17 protein-coding genes are annotated in these 13,156 nt (G+C 71.0%); 7 read left to right on the forward strand and 10 right to left on the reverse strand.

Annotation, left to right across the window (positions count from 1 at the left end):
• Nucleotides 1-68 precede the first annotated feature (68 nt).
• From crtY to CRO12_RS05360, 4 genes are read left to right on the forward strand one after another with little or no spacing between them, the layout of a single operon-like run.
• Nucleotides 69-1,232, forward strand: a complete 1,164-nt coding sequence (gene crtY, locus CRO12_RS05345; RefSeq protein WP_097062909.1) for a lycopene beta-cyclase CrtY — start codon at nt 69-71, stop codon at nt 1,230-1,232.
• Nucleotides 1,229-2,707, forward strand: coding sequence for a phytoene desaturase (locus CRO12_RS05350; RefSeq protein ID WP_097062910.1), 1,479 nt, complete (start codon nt 1,229-1,231; stop codon nt 2,705-2,707). Before crtY ends, CRO12_RS05350 begins: the two co-directional genes overlap by 4 nt.
• A gap of 45 nt (nt 2,708-2,752) precedes the next feature.
• Complete coding sequence (locus CRO12_RS05355) at nt 2,753-3,334, forward strand: LOG family protein (protein WP_097062911.1); 582 nt, start codon at nt 2,753-2,755, stop codon at nt 3,332-3,334.
• The gene (locus tag CRO12_RS05360; RefSeq protein ID WP_097062912.1) at nt 3,331-4,287 is read left to right on the forward strand and encodes a phytoene/squalene synthase family protein; all 957 of its coding nucleotides are present in this window, start codon (nt 3,331-3,333) and stop codon (nt 4,285-4,287) included. The genes CRO12_RS05355 and CRO12_RS05360 overlap by 4 nt, the downstream gene beginning before the upstream one ends.
• Before the next feature lie 117 nt (nt 4,288-4,404).
• On the opposite strand, the gene CRO12_RS05365 is transcribed toward CRO12_RS05360, so the two are convergent.
• The 4 genes from CRO12_RS05365 to CRO12_RS05380 all read right to left on the reverse strand — a co-directional run bounded on the left by CRO12_RS05365 (nt 4,405) and on the right by CRO12_RS05380 (nt 7,710).
• Nucleotides 4,405-4,854: a pyridoxamine 5'-phosphate oxidase family protein gene (locus CRO12_RS05365; protein ID WP_097062913.1), complete on the reverse strand. Its 450-nt coding sequence runs from the start codon at nt 4,852-4,854 to the stop codon at nt 4,405-4,407.
• 61 nt (nt 4,855-4,915) lie between these two features.
• Complete coding sequence (locus CRO12_RS05370) at nt 4,916-6,373, reverse strand: S41 family peptidase (protein ID WP_097062914.1); 1,458 nt, start codon at nt 6,371-6,373, stop codon at nt 4,916-4,918.
• A 58-nt stretch (nt 6,374-6,431) separates the two neighbouring features.
• A complete protein-coding gene (locus tag CRO12_RS05375; RefSeq protein WP_097062915.1) occupies nt 6,432-7,028 on the reverse strand; it encodes an SOS response-associated peptidase family protein in 597 nt (198 codons plus the stop codon).
• Complete coding sequence (locus CRO12_RS05380; RefSeq protein ID WP_097062916.1) at nt 7,018-7,710, reverse strand: uracil-DNA glycosylase; 693 nt, start codon at nt 7,708-7,710, stop codon at nt 7,018-7,020. The genes CRO12_RS05375 and CRO12_RS05380 overlap by 11 nt, the downstream gene beginning before the upstream one ends.
• Nucleotides 7,711-7,757: 47 nt before the next feature.
• Here CRO12_RS05380 and CRO12_RS05385 point away from each other — a divergent pair, with 47 nt between their 5' ends.
• Complete coding sequence (locus CRO12_RS05385) at nt 7,758-8,129, forward strand: tRNA-binding protein (protein WP_097062917.1); 372 nt, start codon at nt 7,758-7,760, stop codon at nt 8,127-8,129.
• A 9-nt stretch (nt 8,130-8,138) separates the two neighbouring features.
• On the opposite strand, the gene CRO12_RS05390 is transcribed toward CRO12_RS05385, so the two are convergent.
• Both CRO12_RS05390 and ubiG read right to left on the reverse strand, forming a co-directional pair.
• Nucleotides 8,139-8,393 carry a hypothetical protein gene (locus CRO12_RS05390; protein ID WP_097062918.1) on the reverse strand — a complete coding sequence of 85 codons (255 nt, stop codon included), beginning with the start codon at nt 8,391-8,393 and terminating at the stop codon, nt 8,139-8,141.
• A 137-nt stretch (nt 8,394-8,530) separates the two neighbouring features.
• Nucleotides 8,531-9,283, reverse strand: coding sequence for a bifunctional 2-polyprenyl-6-hydroxyphenol methylase/3-demethylubiquinol 3-O-methyltransferase UbiG (gene ubiG, locus CRO12_RS05395; RefSeq protein WP_097062919.1), 753 nt, complete (start codon nt 9,281-9,283; stop codon nt 8,531-8,533).
• A gap of 55 nt (nt 9,284-9,338) precedes the next feature.
• Between ubiG and CRO12_RS05400 the strand changes: the two genes are divergently transcribed.
• Together CRO12_RS05400 and CRO12_RS05405 are read left to right on the forward strand one after the other, a co-directional pair.
• On the forward strand, nt 9,339-10,601 hold the full coding sequence (locus CRO12_RS05400) for an aspartate kinase (RefSeq protein ID WP_097062920.1): 1,263 nt from the start codon (nt 9,339-9,341) through the stop codon (nt 10,599-10,601).
• Between the two features lie 62 nt (nt 10,602-10,663).
• Entirely contained in the window at nt 10,664-11,116 is a 453-nt protein-coding gene (locus tag CRO12_RS05405) for a DUF4126 domain-containing protein (RefSeq protein ID WP_097062921.1), read from the forward strand.
• Here the strand turns inward: CRO12_RS05405 and CRO12_RS05410 are convergent.
• The 4 genes from CRO12_RS05410 to CRO12_RS05425 all read right to left on the reverse strand — a co-directional run bounded on the left by CRO12_RS05410 (nt 11,113) and on the right by CRO12_RS05425 (nt 13,109).
• On the reverse strand, nt 11,113-11,592 hold the full coding sequence (locus CRO12_RS05410) for a SixA phosphatase family protein (RefSeq protein WP_097062922.1): 480 nt from the start codon (nt 11,590-11,592) through the stop codon (nt 11,113-11,115). The genes CRO12_RS05405 and CRO12_RS05410 overlap by 4 nt on opposite strands.
• A gap of 10 nt (nt 11,593-11,602) precedes the next feature.
• Complete coding sequence (locus CRO12_RS05415; RefSeq protein WP_097062923.1) at nt 11,603-12,019, reverse strand: secondary thiamine-phosphate synthase enzyme YjbQ; 417 nt, start codon at nt 12,017-12,019, stop codon at nt 11,603-11,605.
• A gap of 54 nt (nt 12,020-12,073) precedes the next feature.
• Nucleotides 12,074-12,355: a hypothetical protein gene (locus CRO12_RS05420; protein ID WP_097062924.1), complete on the reverse strand. Its 282-nt coding sequence runs from the start codon at nt 12,353-12,355 to the stop codon at nt 12,074-12,076.
• A gap of 106 nt (nt 12,356-12,461) precedes the next feature.
• Nucleotides 12,462-13,109, reverse strand: coding sequence for a hypothetical protein (locus CRO12_RS05425; protein ID WP_097062925.1), 648 nt, complete (start codon nt 13,107-13,109; stop codon nt 12,462-12,464).
• Nucleotides 13,110-13,156: the final 47 nt, after the last annotated feature.

The following is a 13,156-nucleotide window of genomic DNA, read 5'->3' on the forward strand; positions in this document are numbered from 1 at the left end:
AGCCGGGCGGCGGTGCGGTACGCCGCGCACCCTTCCGCCCGCCCTGTGCTTGGGCTAGGCGACACGCTGTGGCAGCGATCATACCCTGCGACGTCGCGATCGTCGGCGGCGGCCTCTCGGGCGGGCTGATCGCGCTTGCGCTCCGCCAGCGCCGGCCGGACGCGCGCGTGGTGATCGTGGAGCGCGGTGAGACGCTCGGCGGCAATCACATCTGGTCGTTCTTCGGCAGCGACATCGCCAAGACCGACCGCGAGATCGTGATCCCGGTGGTGGCGCATGTCTGGCAGGGCTACGACATCGCCTTTCCGGCGCGGCGCCGGACGCTTCCCGCCAACTACTATTCGGTCACCTCCGAACGCTTCGACCGCGAGGTCCGCGCCGCCTGCGCGGAGGGAAGCGTGCTGACCGGGCGCAAGGTCGTGTCGGTGGAGGCGCATGCCGTGCTGCTGGCCGACGGCGACCGGATCGAGGCCGGGTGCGTGATCGACTGCCGCGGCGCGGGCGACCTCTCGACGCTGGAGCTCGGCTGGCAGAAGTTCCTGGGTCGCGAGCTGATCCTCAAGCGCCCGCACGGTGCCGTCCGGCCGACTGTGATGGACGGGTCCGTCGACCAGATCGACGGTTTTCGCTTCGTCTACACGCTCCCGTTCGCCGACGACCGGATGTTCGTGGAGGACACCTATTATTCCGACACCCCCGACATCGACCGCGCAGCGCTGGGCGTCCGGATTGACACCTATGCCGCCGCGAAGGGCTGGAAGCGTGCCGGGATCGCCCGCGAAGAGGCAGGGGCACTCGGCGTCGTGATCGGCGGCGACTTCGACGCCTATTGGGCGAGCAGCGGATCGGGCCCGGCCAAGGCGGGAGTGCGCGCCGGACTGTTCCACCCGACCACCGGCTACTCGCTGCCCGATGCCGTCCGTGTCGCCAGCCTGGTCGCGGATGCACCCGACCTGACGAGCGAGGCGTTGGGCGAGCGGCTTCACGCGCACGCCCGCGCCGCCTGGAAGGATCGCAGTTTCTACCGCATGCTCGACAAGATGTTGTTCCGCGCCGCCGATCCGGGTGAGCGCTACCGCGTGCTGGAGCGGTTCTACGGCCTCGACGCCGCGCTCATCGCCCGCTTCTACGCGGGGCGGAGCCGGCTGGGCGACAAGGCGCGCATCCTGATGGGGCGCCCGCCGGTTCCGATCGGCCGCGCCGTCCGCGCGCTCGCGGGACGCGCGGCATGAAGCGCGCGGTCATCGTCGGCGCGGGCTTCGGCGGCCTCGCGCTCGGCATCCGCCTCCAGTCCGCCGGAGTCGCGACGACGATCGTGGAGGCGCGCGACCGGCCCGGCGGCCGTGCCTATGTGTGGGAACGCGACGGCTTCACCTTCGATGCCGGACCGACCGTGATCACCGCGCCCGATACGCTCCAGGAGCTGTGGGCATTGTCGGGCCGCGACATCGCGGACGACGTGACGCTGCTCCCGGTCAATCCCTTCTACCGGCTCAACTGGCCGGACGGCACCAACTTCGACTACACCAACGACGACACGGTGCTCCGCGCCGAGATCGGCAAGCTCAACCCCAAGGACATCGACGGCTACGCCCGGTTCCTGGAGTACTCCGCAGGCGTGTACCGCGAGGGGTACGAGAAGCTCGGCCACGTCGCGTTCCTCGACTTCACGTCGATGGTGAAGGCGGCGCCCGCGCTCGCCAAGTACCAGGCGTGGCGCTCCGTCTACTCGATGGTGTCGAGCTTCGTGGAAAACGAGAAGCTGCGCCAGGCGCTCAGCTTCCATACGCTCCTCGTCGGTGGCAATCCGATGACGACATCCGCGATCTACGCGCTGATCCACAAGCTGGAGCGCGACGGCGGCGTGTGGTTCGCGCAAGGCGGTACCAACCGGCTGGTCGCGGGCATGGTCCGCCACTTCGAGCGGCTGGGCGGCGTCGTGCGGCTGTCGGCACCGGTCGCGTCAATCGATACGCTGGGCGACCGGGCGACCGGCGTCACGCTCGCGGACGGCGAGCGGATCGAGGCGGACGCGGTCGCATCCAACGGCGACCTGGTCCACACCTATCGCACGCTGCTGAGCGGATCGCGCGCGGCGCAGCGGACCGCGGCGCGGCTGGAGCGGAAGCGCTTCTCGCCGTCGCTGTTCGTGGTGCACTTCGGCGTCCGCGGGACCTGGCCCGGCATCCCGCACCACATGATCCTGTTCGGCCCGCGCTATAAGGGGCTGCTGTCGGACATCTACGACCACGGGCTGGTGAGCGAGGACTTCTCGCTCTACCTCCACCATCCGACCGTCACCGATCCGACGCTCGCGCCGGAGGGATGCTCCACCTTCTACGCGCTGGCGCCGGTGCCGCACATGGGCAAGTTCGTCGGCGACTGGGACGCGCTCGCGCCGGTGCTGGAGAAGCGCATCCTGGACGAGGTCGGCCGCCGGCTGCTCCCCGACATCCACGACCGGATCGTCACCAAATTCAGCTACTCGCCGGCCGACTTCAACCGCGACCTGTCGGCGCACCAGGGCAGCGCCTTCAGCCTGGAGCCGGTGCTGACGCAGAGTGCCTATTTCCGTGCGCACAACCGCGACGACAATATCCCGAACCTCTACTTCGTCGGCGCGGGCACGCATCCGGGCGCGGGGATCCCGGGTGTGGTCGGCAGCGCCAAGGCGACCGCGGGGCTGATGCTCGAAGGGGATCGGTGAGCCCCAGGGTTGCTGGCCTGGGCCGCTTCGCCTAGCGCGCGCGCCATGAAGCGTCTTGCCATCTACTGCGGGTCGGCGACCCCCGCCGATCCGGTCTACATCGACAATGCCCGTGAGGTCGGCCGCACGCTGGCGGAGCGCGGGATCGGCGTCGTCTACGGCGGCGGGCGGCTGGGGCTGATGGGCGCGGTCGCCGATGCGGCGCTGGCGGCGGGCGGCGAGGTGATCGGGGTCATACCGCAGGCGCTGGTCGATGCGGAGGTCGCGCATCGCGGCTGCACCGAGCTCCACGTCGTGGACACGATGCACCAGCGCAAGCAGGCCTTCACCGACCTGTCGGACGGCTTCGTCACGCTGCCCGGTGGCACCGGCACGATGGACGAGCTGTGGGAGGCGATGAGCTGGGCGCAGATCGGCTATCATGCGAAGCCGGTCGGGCTGCTGAACGTCGCGGGCTACTATGACGGGCTGATCCAGTTCGTGCGGACGATGGGCGACGTCGGCTTCCTGCGTGCGCAGCACCGCGGCCTGCTGCTGATCGACGATCGGCTGGACGGGTTGCTCGAGCAGATGGCGGCGTTCCGGCCCGCGACGACGATCGGCGAGATCGGCGCCAAGGACCTGTGAGCTTGGCCACCCGCGCCGAGACGGTCGCGGCCGCCCGGACCACCATCGCGCGCGGATCGAAGAGCTTCGCCGCGGCCAGCAAGCTGTTCGGGCCGGTGACGCGCGAGCGGGCCTGGCTGCTCTATGCCTGGTGCCGCGCGTGCGACGACATCGCCGACGATCAGGTGCTGGGGCATGACCAGCAGGCGGTGACCGACCCGGCGGCGCGGATCGCGACCATCCGCGCGCGGACCGACGCGGTGCTCCGCGGCGAGTGGACCGGCGATCCCGCCTTTGACGGGCTGCGCTACGTGGTCGCGGAAACGGGTATGCCGCGCGTGTTCATCGACGAGCACATCGCCGGCTTCGCGCTCGACGCCGACGAGTGGCGGCCGCGCACCACCGATGACCTGCTGCGCTACTGCTACCATGTCGCGGGCGTGGTCGGCTGCATGATGGCGGTGGTGATGGGGGTGGACCCGAACGACACCGCGACGCTGGACCGCGCCGCCGATCTCGGCCTCGCGTTTCAGCTCGCCAACATCGCGCGCGACATCGAGGAGGATGATCGCGCCGGGCGCTGCTACCTGCCGGTCGAATGGCTGGTCGAGATGGACATGCCGCCCGGCGAGCACCTGAAGCCGCCGTTCCGCAAGCGGCTGGCGGTGCTCTCCACCCGGCTCGCGCGAATGGCCGCCTGCTACGAGGAGAGCGCGCGGCTCGGCACGCCGGCGCTGGGCGGGCGCGAGGCCTGGGCGGTGCTGGCGGCGGCCGACATCTACGGCGGGATCGCGCGCAAGGTCGCCGCGGCGGGCGAGCACGCCTGGGATCACCGCGTCACGACCACCCGCGGCGAGAAGATCGTGGCGATCGCCCGCGCCGGGTGGCAGGCGGCGAACCGGCGGCGGCTCTACCCAGATGCGCCGCGCGATTCGGCGCTGTGGTCGCGAGCGCGGCTGGCGGGCGAGCGCTGAAACCCGTCACCCCAGCGCGGGCCGGGGTCCATGTCCGTGTCGATCAGCCCCGAGCGTTCGCTTTTCGTCACAGACATGGATGCCGGCCTGCGCTGGCATGACGGTTGAGGGTGGGACTCAGAGCGTCACTTCGCCCTCATCCTCGCCGTCCCAATAGTGCGCGCGGCTCGCGTGAACCTGGATGAGGACAATCCCCGGCGTGTCGACGCCCTGCGGGAAGTAGCGGTCGAGATCCTTGGTCCAGTGCGCCTCGAACTGCGCCTTGTCGCGGATCAGCGTCGCGCGACCCTCGATGGTGAGGAAGAAGGGGCGCATGCCGAGCAGCCCGGACTTCCCCTGGTACGACAGGCCGACGTTCGGGTCCGCCTCGATGTCGCTGATCGTGCGCGCCTGCTCGTAGGAGAAGAACCAGCTGTCGCCATCATAGGCCACGTCGCGGTTGTTGCTCATCGGGCGCCCGGCGATCGCCCCGCCGCTGGTGCGGGTGCTGAGCGTGCAGAAATCGATGTCGCGCATCTTCTCGGCCAGGTCGGCGAGGCTGCGGTGGGTGGCGGCGGTGTCGGTCATGGCTGAAGGCTCCGGTTGCGGCGTTCGGGCGCTCAACGCGCCGGACGCGGCAACCGGTTCCTCAGAACAGTCCCGGCACCTCGCGCTGCGCGGTCGAGGGCCGCTCGGGCGAGAGCAGCTCCTGATCGGCCACACGCCGCGCCGCGGTGCCGACCGGAGCCGCGGAGATCGGCGTGCAACTGCGCCCCGCGAGGAAGTCGAGCGCGACCCTGACCGACGACTCGCGCGCGTCGCCGAGCGGAAAGGCCAGCTCGTCGCTCGCCGAGCAGGTCCGCTCCATGACCCCCGCCAGCCCGTCGTAGTAGGCGCCCTGGCGATTGGCGTTCTGCGTCGCGAAGGCGACCACCCGCAGCCGGTCGTCGCATCCCGCCCGGTCGAGCGCGATCTGGCCGACCGGCTTGCCATAGGTGTTCGTGCCGACCAGCGCGGCGTTGGCGCGCAGGTACGGGATGAAGGCGTTGGTCACCAGCTCGCTGGCGGAGGCGGTACCGGACAGGCCGATGAAGGCGACCTTGGTCACGCCGACCGACTGCGACTGCGGCTGGAAGTAGCGGGTGCTGTTCTCCGCCGATTTGGCCGGATTGAACGTCGTGTAGCTGAACACGTCGCTGCCGGTCCGGTCGCGGCCCATCAGGTCGCCGAGCAGGTTGGCGATCGAGACGAGACCGCCGCCGTTGTAGCGCAGATCGACGATCAGCTCGGTCACCCCGGCGCTGCGGAACTGCGCAAACGCGGCCCTGAGCGCCGGGTCGGCGGTCGAGATGAAGGTGCGCAGGTTGACGTAGCCGACCCTGCGCCCGCCGTCGTCGATGATCCGCGCGCCGTACCGCGACGACACCGGCGTCAGCTCGTAATTGGCCTTGGCGACCGTCACCACGCGGCTGCCGGCAGTCGCATCGCTGATGCGGAAAGTGCGCGCGGTCCCCGGCGTGTCAGGGCCGAGCGAGCCGGTGACGCCCGCGCTGCCGTTGCTCGCGATCAGGTCGCTGACCGGACGCAGCGTCGCCTCGCTGGTGCCGATCGCCAGGATCTCCGTGCCCCGGTCAATCCCGGCGGCGAGCGCGGGCGCGCCCTCGAACGCCTCGGCGACGATCACCCGGCGCTGCGCCGTGTTGGTGGTGAGGCGGAAGCCGAAGCCGGCGGTCTGGCCGGAGCTGTAGTAGGCGTTCTCGGCCGCGATCGAGGTGATGTAGGTGAAGTAGCGATCGCGTCGCTGCGCCCGGGCGGTCGCGGTGAGCGCGTCGATGTAGGTGTCGACGCTGGTATAGGGGGCGGGATCGAGCGTCGCCGGCAGCGTTTCCGGGAACAGATACCATTCGCGCAGCTGCGAAAGCGCCCAGTCCTGGCGCTCCCGCAGCGAGCAGCCGGCGGTCGCGGTGGGTGTCGGTGACGCGGTCGGAACCGGCGTCGGGGTGGGGCTCGGCGTCGTGGAAACCGTGCCCGACGTGCCGCCACCACCACCGCCGCCGCACGCCGACAGCAGCGACAAGGTCAGGATGGCGGACAGGGTGCGACGCATGACTGATTTCCTCAACACGGACAACGCCTTAGCAGATCTGGGCGGTCGAGTCCCACGATCAAGCCACCTGTTCGACCGCGAACGTACCAAGCGGGGATGGCGCCAGCAGCGCTTCCGGTGCCGTCGTCTCCGCGGCCAGCCACGCCGCCCAGTCGCTGCGTTCGAGCACCAGCACTTGTCGGTCGTGGTACGGGGCTATGTCCGGACCCGGCGCACCGGTCAGCATGGTGTAGGCTTCGCCGACCTGCGGGTCCGCGCGCCACAGGCCGGCAATCGCGAACCACGCCTCTCCGGCCTTGGTGAAGCGCCACTTGGTCTTGCGCGCCCTTTTGGGCGCGTCGGGCGGCGGATCGGTGAACTCGTAGAAGGCGTCGGCGACGATCAGGCAGCGGCCGTGCGGGAAGCGCCGCCCCTCCGACCGGAAGTTGTACACCGGCCGCCCGCCCGGCCCGGGCCAGCTCCACCGCCTGACGACCAGCTCGGCGCCGGTGCCGCCCGCCGCCGTGCGCAGGATCGCGTTGCGATCGGTGATCCGGATGCTGTCGCGCGGCTCTAGGTTGGGGAGTCCCTCGGGGAAGTCGAGCGGGATGCGCAGCTGCTGAATGTCGTCGCGGATCAGCCCGGCGGCCACGCGGTTCGACTGTTCATTGCACATCGGCGACCTCCGGCAGCGTCCAGTCGATCTGCCCGCGCCCGTTAGCCGCGAGCCAGGCGTTGACGCGCGAGAAGGGCCGGCTGCCGAGGAAGCCGCGACGCGCCGACAGCGGGGAGGGGTGGGCGCTGGTCAGCACCAGGTGACGCGCACCGTCGATCAGCACGGCCTTCTTCGCGGCATGATTGCCCCACAGGATAAAGGCGACGGGCGCGACGCCGTCGCTGACCGTCCGGATCACCGCGTCGGTCACCACTTCCCACCCGCGCCCGGCGTGGGACCCGGCCGCGCCGCCGCGCACGCTGAGCGTCGCATTGAGGAGGAGCACGCCCTGCCGTGCCCAGGCGTCGAGCCGGCCGTGGCCGGGTGCCGGCACCCCCAGGTCGCTCGCCAGCTCGGCAAAGATGTTGCGCAGGCTGGGCGGCGGCTTGATGCCGGCGGGCACGGAGAAGGCCAGGCCGTGCGCCTGCCCCGGACCATGATAGGGATCCTGGCCGAGGATCACGACCCGCGCCTGCTCGGGCGCGGTCAGGGCAAGCGCGTGGAGCCGCGCCGCGACCGGCGGGTAGACGGGGTGCCCGGCCGCTTCCTCCGCCGCCGCAAAGCCTTCGGCGGCGGTCAGCGCCGCCGCGACCCGGGGATCGTCGCCGAGCGTCCGCCAGGCGGGGGGAAGGGTGATCGCCACGCCCGATTGGCTGTGGCACAGCGGCTGCGCTGTCAATGGAGCCTGCCATGCACGTGTCCCACGCCGCCGACGCACCGGTCGCGCCGACCATCACCTTTGACCAGTTCCTGGCCGTCGACATCCGGATCGGTACGATCGTCGAGGCACGCGACTTCCCGGAGGCGCGCAAGCCCGCGTATCGCCTCCTGATCGATTTCGGCCCGGTGATCGGCCGCAAGGCCTCATCGGCGCAGATAACGGAGCATTATGCGCCGGGCACGCTGGTCGGGCGTCAGGTCGCCGCCGTGGTCAACTTCCCGCCGCGCCAGATCGGGCCGATGATGTCGGAGGTGCTGACGCTCGGCTTCCCCGACGCCGACGGAAAGGTCGTGCTGGTGGCTCCGAGCGAGCCTGTACCGAACGGCGGGCGCCTGTTCTGACTGCGGCGGTCAGCGCGGCAGCGCCGGCGCGTCACGGGTGCCGCGAAGCCGCACTGCCCCGGCAAGCGCGAGCGTCGCGCCGAAGAACGCGACCGCCGCCCACCAGTGATACGGCGTCGGGCGGAAGTGCTCCAGCGTCATCTTGACGAGCGACAGGAAGGATCCGAGGCTCGCGAGCAGCAAGGCGAGCTTCAGCGTCAGGTCGGTGATGCGGTCTACCATGTCGCGCTCCGTTGCCGGCACCAGCCATAGCGCTGCAACCATTGCCGTTTCGCTAATCGCCGCGCGGCCGCAGGCGAGCGACGAGCTTGATTTTAGTGACGCCGCTGGAGTCAGGATCAACCGGCGCGCCATTGCGGGGTCGAGGCCCTTCGATACGCGCCTTCGCCAGCGCTCAGTCGCTACTCAGGACGAATGGAAGTCGCCCGTGCGCTCACGAAATAGTCGAGCGCGGTCGAGTCGCTGAGCGCGAAACCGCGGATCGGCGAGAAGCCGAGGCCCTGCGTCTCCGTGACGCGCAGTCCCGCGTCCGCCAGCAGCGCCGTCAGCTCGTCGGGGGTCAGGAACTTGTCCCAGTCGTGGGTTCCGCGCGGGATCTGCCCGGTTCCCTCCGCCAGCGTGATCATCGCGAGCCGCGACAGTGGCGTGCGGTTGGGGGTGGAGAGCAGCAGCAGCCCGCCCGGCGCCAGCACGCCCGCCAGCCCGCGGACAAAGGCGGCGGCGTCCGTCACATGCTCGATCACCTCGAAGCTCACGACCAGGTCGAACTGCTCGCCGCGGACCGCCTCGGTATCACCAACGCGGTAGTCGATCGTGAGGCCGCTCGTCGCCGCGTGGGCGCGGGCCGCGCCGATGTTCTCGGCGGCCGCATCCACGCCCGTCACCGCCGCGCCCAGCCGGGCGAGCGGCTCGGCAAGCAGCCCGGCGCCGCAGCCCATGTCGAGCGCGCGCTTGCCAGCGAGGGGCGTGAAGCTCGCCGGATCGACATCGAAGTGGCGATCGACCGCCGCGCGCAGGAACTGCAATCGCGGCGGGTTCAGCCGGTGCAGCATCGCCGACGTCCCCTTCGGGTTCCACCAGTCGGCCGCCAGCCGCCCGAAATGCGCGGCCCCGGCCGGGTCGATGGTCGCGGCTGTTACTGTTGCGTCACTCATGGTGCCCTCTTATCAGGGCGCCCCGCCCACCTCCAAGGACGAAGCACTCCCGCCCATGGCCCGCATCGTGATGAAGTTCGGCGGTACTTCCATGGCCGGGATCGAGCGCATCCGCACGGTGGCGCAGCGGGTCAAGCGCGAGTGGGCGGCGGGCAACGAGGTTGCGGTGGTCGTGTCCGCGATGGCGGGCGACACCGACCGGCTGGTCGGCTTCTGCCGCGAGGCGTCGCCGCTCTACGACGCGCGCGAATATGATGTCGTCGTGTCGTCGGGCGAGCAGGTGACGAGCGGGCTGCTCGCGATCGCGCTCCAGGCGATCGGCGTGCCCGCGCGCAGCTGGCTCGGGTGGCAGCTGCCGATCCACACCTCCGATGCGTTCGCGAGCGCGCGGATCGGGTCGATCGACACAGCGGCGCTGGCTGAGAGCCTGGCGCGGCGGGAGGTCGCGGTGATCCCCGGCTTTCAGGGCGTGGCCGACGACGGTCGCGTGACCACGCTCGGCCGCGGTGGCTCCGACACGTCGGCGGTCGCGGTCGCGGCGGCGATGGGCGCGGACCGCTGCGATATCTACACCGACGTCGACGGCGTTTACACGACCGACCCGCGCATCGTGCCGCGGGCGCGCAAGCTTTCCAAGGTCACCTACGAGGAGATGCTGGAGCTCGCGAGCGTCGGCGCCAAGGTGCTTCAGACCCGCTCGGTCGGGCTCGCGATGAAGGAAGGGGTGCGCGTCCAGGTGCTGTCGTCCTTCACCGGCGACGACGCGCCGATGGCCGACCAGCTGCCGGGGACGATGATCGTCGGCGAAGAGGAGATTGACGACGTGGAACGCCAGCTGATCACCGGCATCGCGCACGACAAGAACGAGGCGAAGATCACGCTGACCAGCGTGCCGGACAAGCCCGGCGCGGTCGCCAGCATCTTCGCGCCGCTCGCCGACGCCAGCATCAACGTCGACATGATCATCCAGAACATCGCGCACGGGAAGGGTTCGACGGACGTCACCTTCACCGTGCCGTCGGCGGACCTCGCGCGGTCGATGGAGACGCTCAACCAGGCGCGCGCCGCGATCGGCTTCGGCGAGCTGATCCACGATACGCGGGTTGCGAAGATCAGCGTGGTGGGTGTCGGGATGCGCAGCCACGCGGGCGTCGCCTCCACCATGTTCACGACGCTGGGCGCGCGCGGGATCAACGTCCAGGCGATCTCCACCAGCGAGATCAAGGTGAGCGTGCTGATCCACGAGGACGAGACCGAGCTCGCGGTCCGCGTCCTCCACAGCGCTTACGGCCTGGATGCGGAGGACGCCGCCGGCTGAAGGCCGGGAGCCGATCGCGGGCGTCGGCGTTCACCGGGGCGACCGCTCGAAAGGACAGCTCCATGCTTCGTTCCCTGCTCATCGGCATCATCGCCGGCCAGCGCGCCATGACCCCGCTCGCGCTCGCATCGGGCGCCGCGCGCCAGGGCAAGCTCGACGAGGGCACGCTGCCGTCGCTCCTCGCGCACCCGCTGGTCAGCGCCGGTACGGTCGCGATGGCGGGGGCGGAGATGGCGGGCGACAAGATGACCACCGCGCCCGACCGCACCGTGGCGGCCGGGCTGATCGGGCGGACGATCACGTCCGCGGCGGCGGGCGCCGCCTTCGCGCCCAAGGACCGGCGGGTTGCCGGCGCGGCCCTCGCCACCGCGGCGGCGCTCGCGACCTCGTTCGGCGGGCTCTGGCTGCGCAAGCGCGCGATGGCCCGTTACGGCCAGACCGCGAGCGGCTTCGTGGAGGACGCGCTGCTGGTCGGCAGCGGGCTGGCGGTCGCGCTGGCGCTGCCGCGACGCTAGGGGTCGATCTGCGTCTTCGCGACGCTACCAGCCGCGATCGTCCAGACATCGCCGAAGTCCGGGTGGGTGAGCGGCGCGGGTCGCGCGCCGCCCAGCATCGCGACGATGTCCGGCACCGTGTTGCTGTGGCCGACGATCAGCACCGGTCCGCGCTCCGCCCGCAGCCGCTCGATCAACGCGGGGTCAGGCGCGGGACCATAGATCGTCGGGTTGAGGCCGCGCGCCGCGGCGAGCGGCGCGATCGTCGCGCGCGAGCGGCGGAAGTTGGTCACGTAGATCGCGGCGAGCGGCTTGCCTTCGAACCAGCGCACCAGCGCCGCGGCGCGCTGCCGGCCGACCTCGGTCAGCGCCGGGTCGCGCTCGCCCGCGGGCGTGTCGAAGTGACGAACAACGTGGATGGTCGGCGCGAGCGGCTGCGGCGCGGCGGCCGAGAGGCAGAGGCCGGCGGCGAGCAGCACGAGGAGCCGGCGGAGCATCGGGGCGATGCTACGCGCCGATCAGGTGCAGCGCCACCTGGCGCCGGTGCGGGCTGGCGCGATGTTCGAACAGGTAGATGCCCTGCCACGTCCCGAGCACCATCCGGCCGCCCGCGACCGGCACCGACAGGCTGGTCGCGGTCAGCGCCGCGCGCAGGTGCGCGGGCATGTCGTCCGGCCCCTCGTCGTCGTGCTCGTAGGCGGTGCTCTCCGGCGCGATCCGGGCGAAGTAGCGCTGCAGGTCGCGGCGCGCGGCGGGTGCGGCATTCTCCTGGATCAGCAGCGAGCAGCTGGTGTGCCGCACAAACAGCGTCAGCAGCCCGGTCGCGAGGCCCTGCGCAGCGACCCAGCCGGTCACCGCGGGGGTAAACTCGTGGAGGCCCGCACCAGGCGTCGAGAGCGTAAGCTGGTGCGCGGCCTGCTGCATGCGGTCATCAATGCCCGATGGTGGCGCGGTGCGATAGCCCGCGCGGGCGCCGGATCAGTAGTGCAGCCGGTTGCAGAGATCGAAGATCTGCCGGATCTTGGGATCATCGCTCCCGAACTTGGCGCGCAGCTCCATGCGCTGCGCGCACACGGCGCGAGCCCGGGCGCTGTTGTCGGGTCGCGCTGCGCCCCCGCGCTCGCGCGCGATGCGGTCCGCGTGGTTGCGCATCGTCGAGCTGTGCACGCCGCTCTGGCCGACCGCCGATGGATCGATCTGCGCGTGTGCCCCGCTTGCGGCAAGCGCGACAGCTGTCATCAATCCCAGGATCGTGCGCATTGCTTCCTCCTCCGGTCGGTCAGCTCCGACGAATAAGGAGGCAAAGTGTCGCTTTCCAATGGATTACGACCAGGCGGGCCTGACCGGACGTGAGCCGTTGGCGTGCTCAGCCGGCGCGGAGCACCGTCCAGTCGGCCGGACACTGCGCCACCCGCTGCGGCTTCGCTTGTTCGCCGGCGATCGTCCAGCACTCCTCGAAGATCGAGCAGTAGCAGGCCCGCACCGTGACGTGCCGGCGGGCGGCATCGAAGCGGTCGACCAGGCCGGCGTTGGCGGGGACGCCCGGCACCCCGATGAACGATACCTCCTGCCCGGGGCGGAGCGCCGTCTGCACGATCGGCGTGCCGCGCAGCTGCATCGTCTGCCCGGCGCGGTAGCCGCAGCACGCCGCCAGCAGCGCGGTCGGGGTTGCGACGGCGCGCCCGCGGTAGCGCACCTCGACCGGCCCGATCAGCGCGGGGCCGAGCCCGTCGTTGACCAGCGACAACGCCACCACGCGCTCACCCGCCGTGGTATAGTTGGTGGTGCGCGCCGCGACGATCGGCCAGGCGGCGGCCTGCTGCATGCGCTGGGTCGCGCCGGCCTGGACGAAGGTGGCGTAGGCGACGACCAGCGAGATGATGAGGGCCGGCACACCGACCAGCAGGTGCCCGGCCATCGCGAACGGCAGCCAGCGCAGGATCCGGCGGGTGGCCGCGTCGTCCAGCAAGGTCGGCCGCGCGCCGCTTGGGACCGGATCGGTCGGGTCGGTCATCCGGTGACGCTACGCCGCCGCGCGGCGGTTGCAAGCCGGGGTACGGC

The organism is Sphingomonas guangdongensis (genome assembly GCF_900199185.1).
Taxonomy (GTDB): domain Bacteria; phylum Pseudomonadota; class Alphaproteobacteria; order Sphingomonadales; family Sphingomonadaceae; genus Sphingomonas; species Sphingomonas guangdongensis.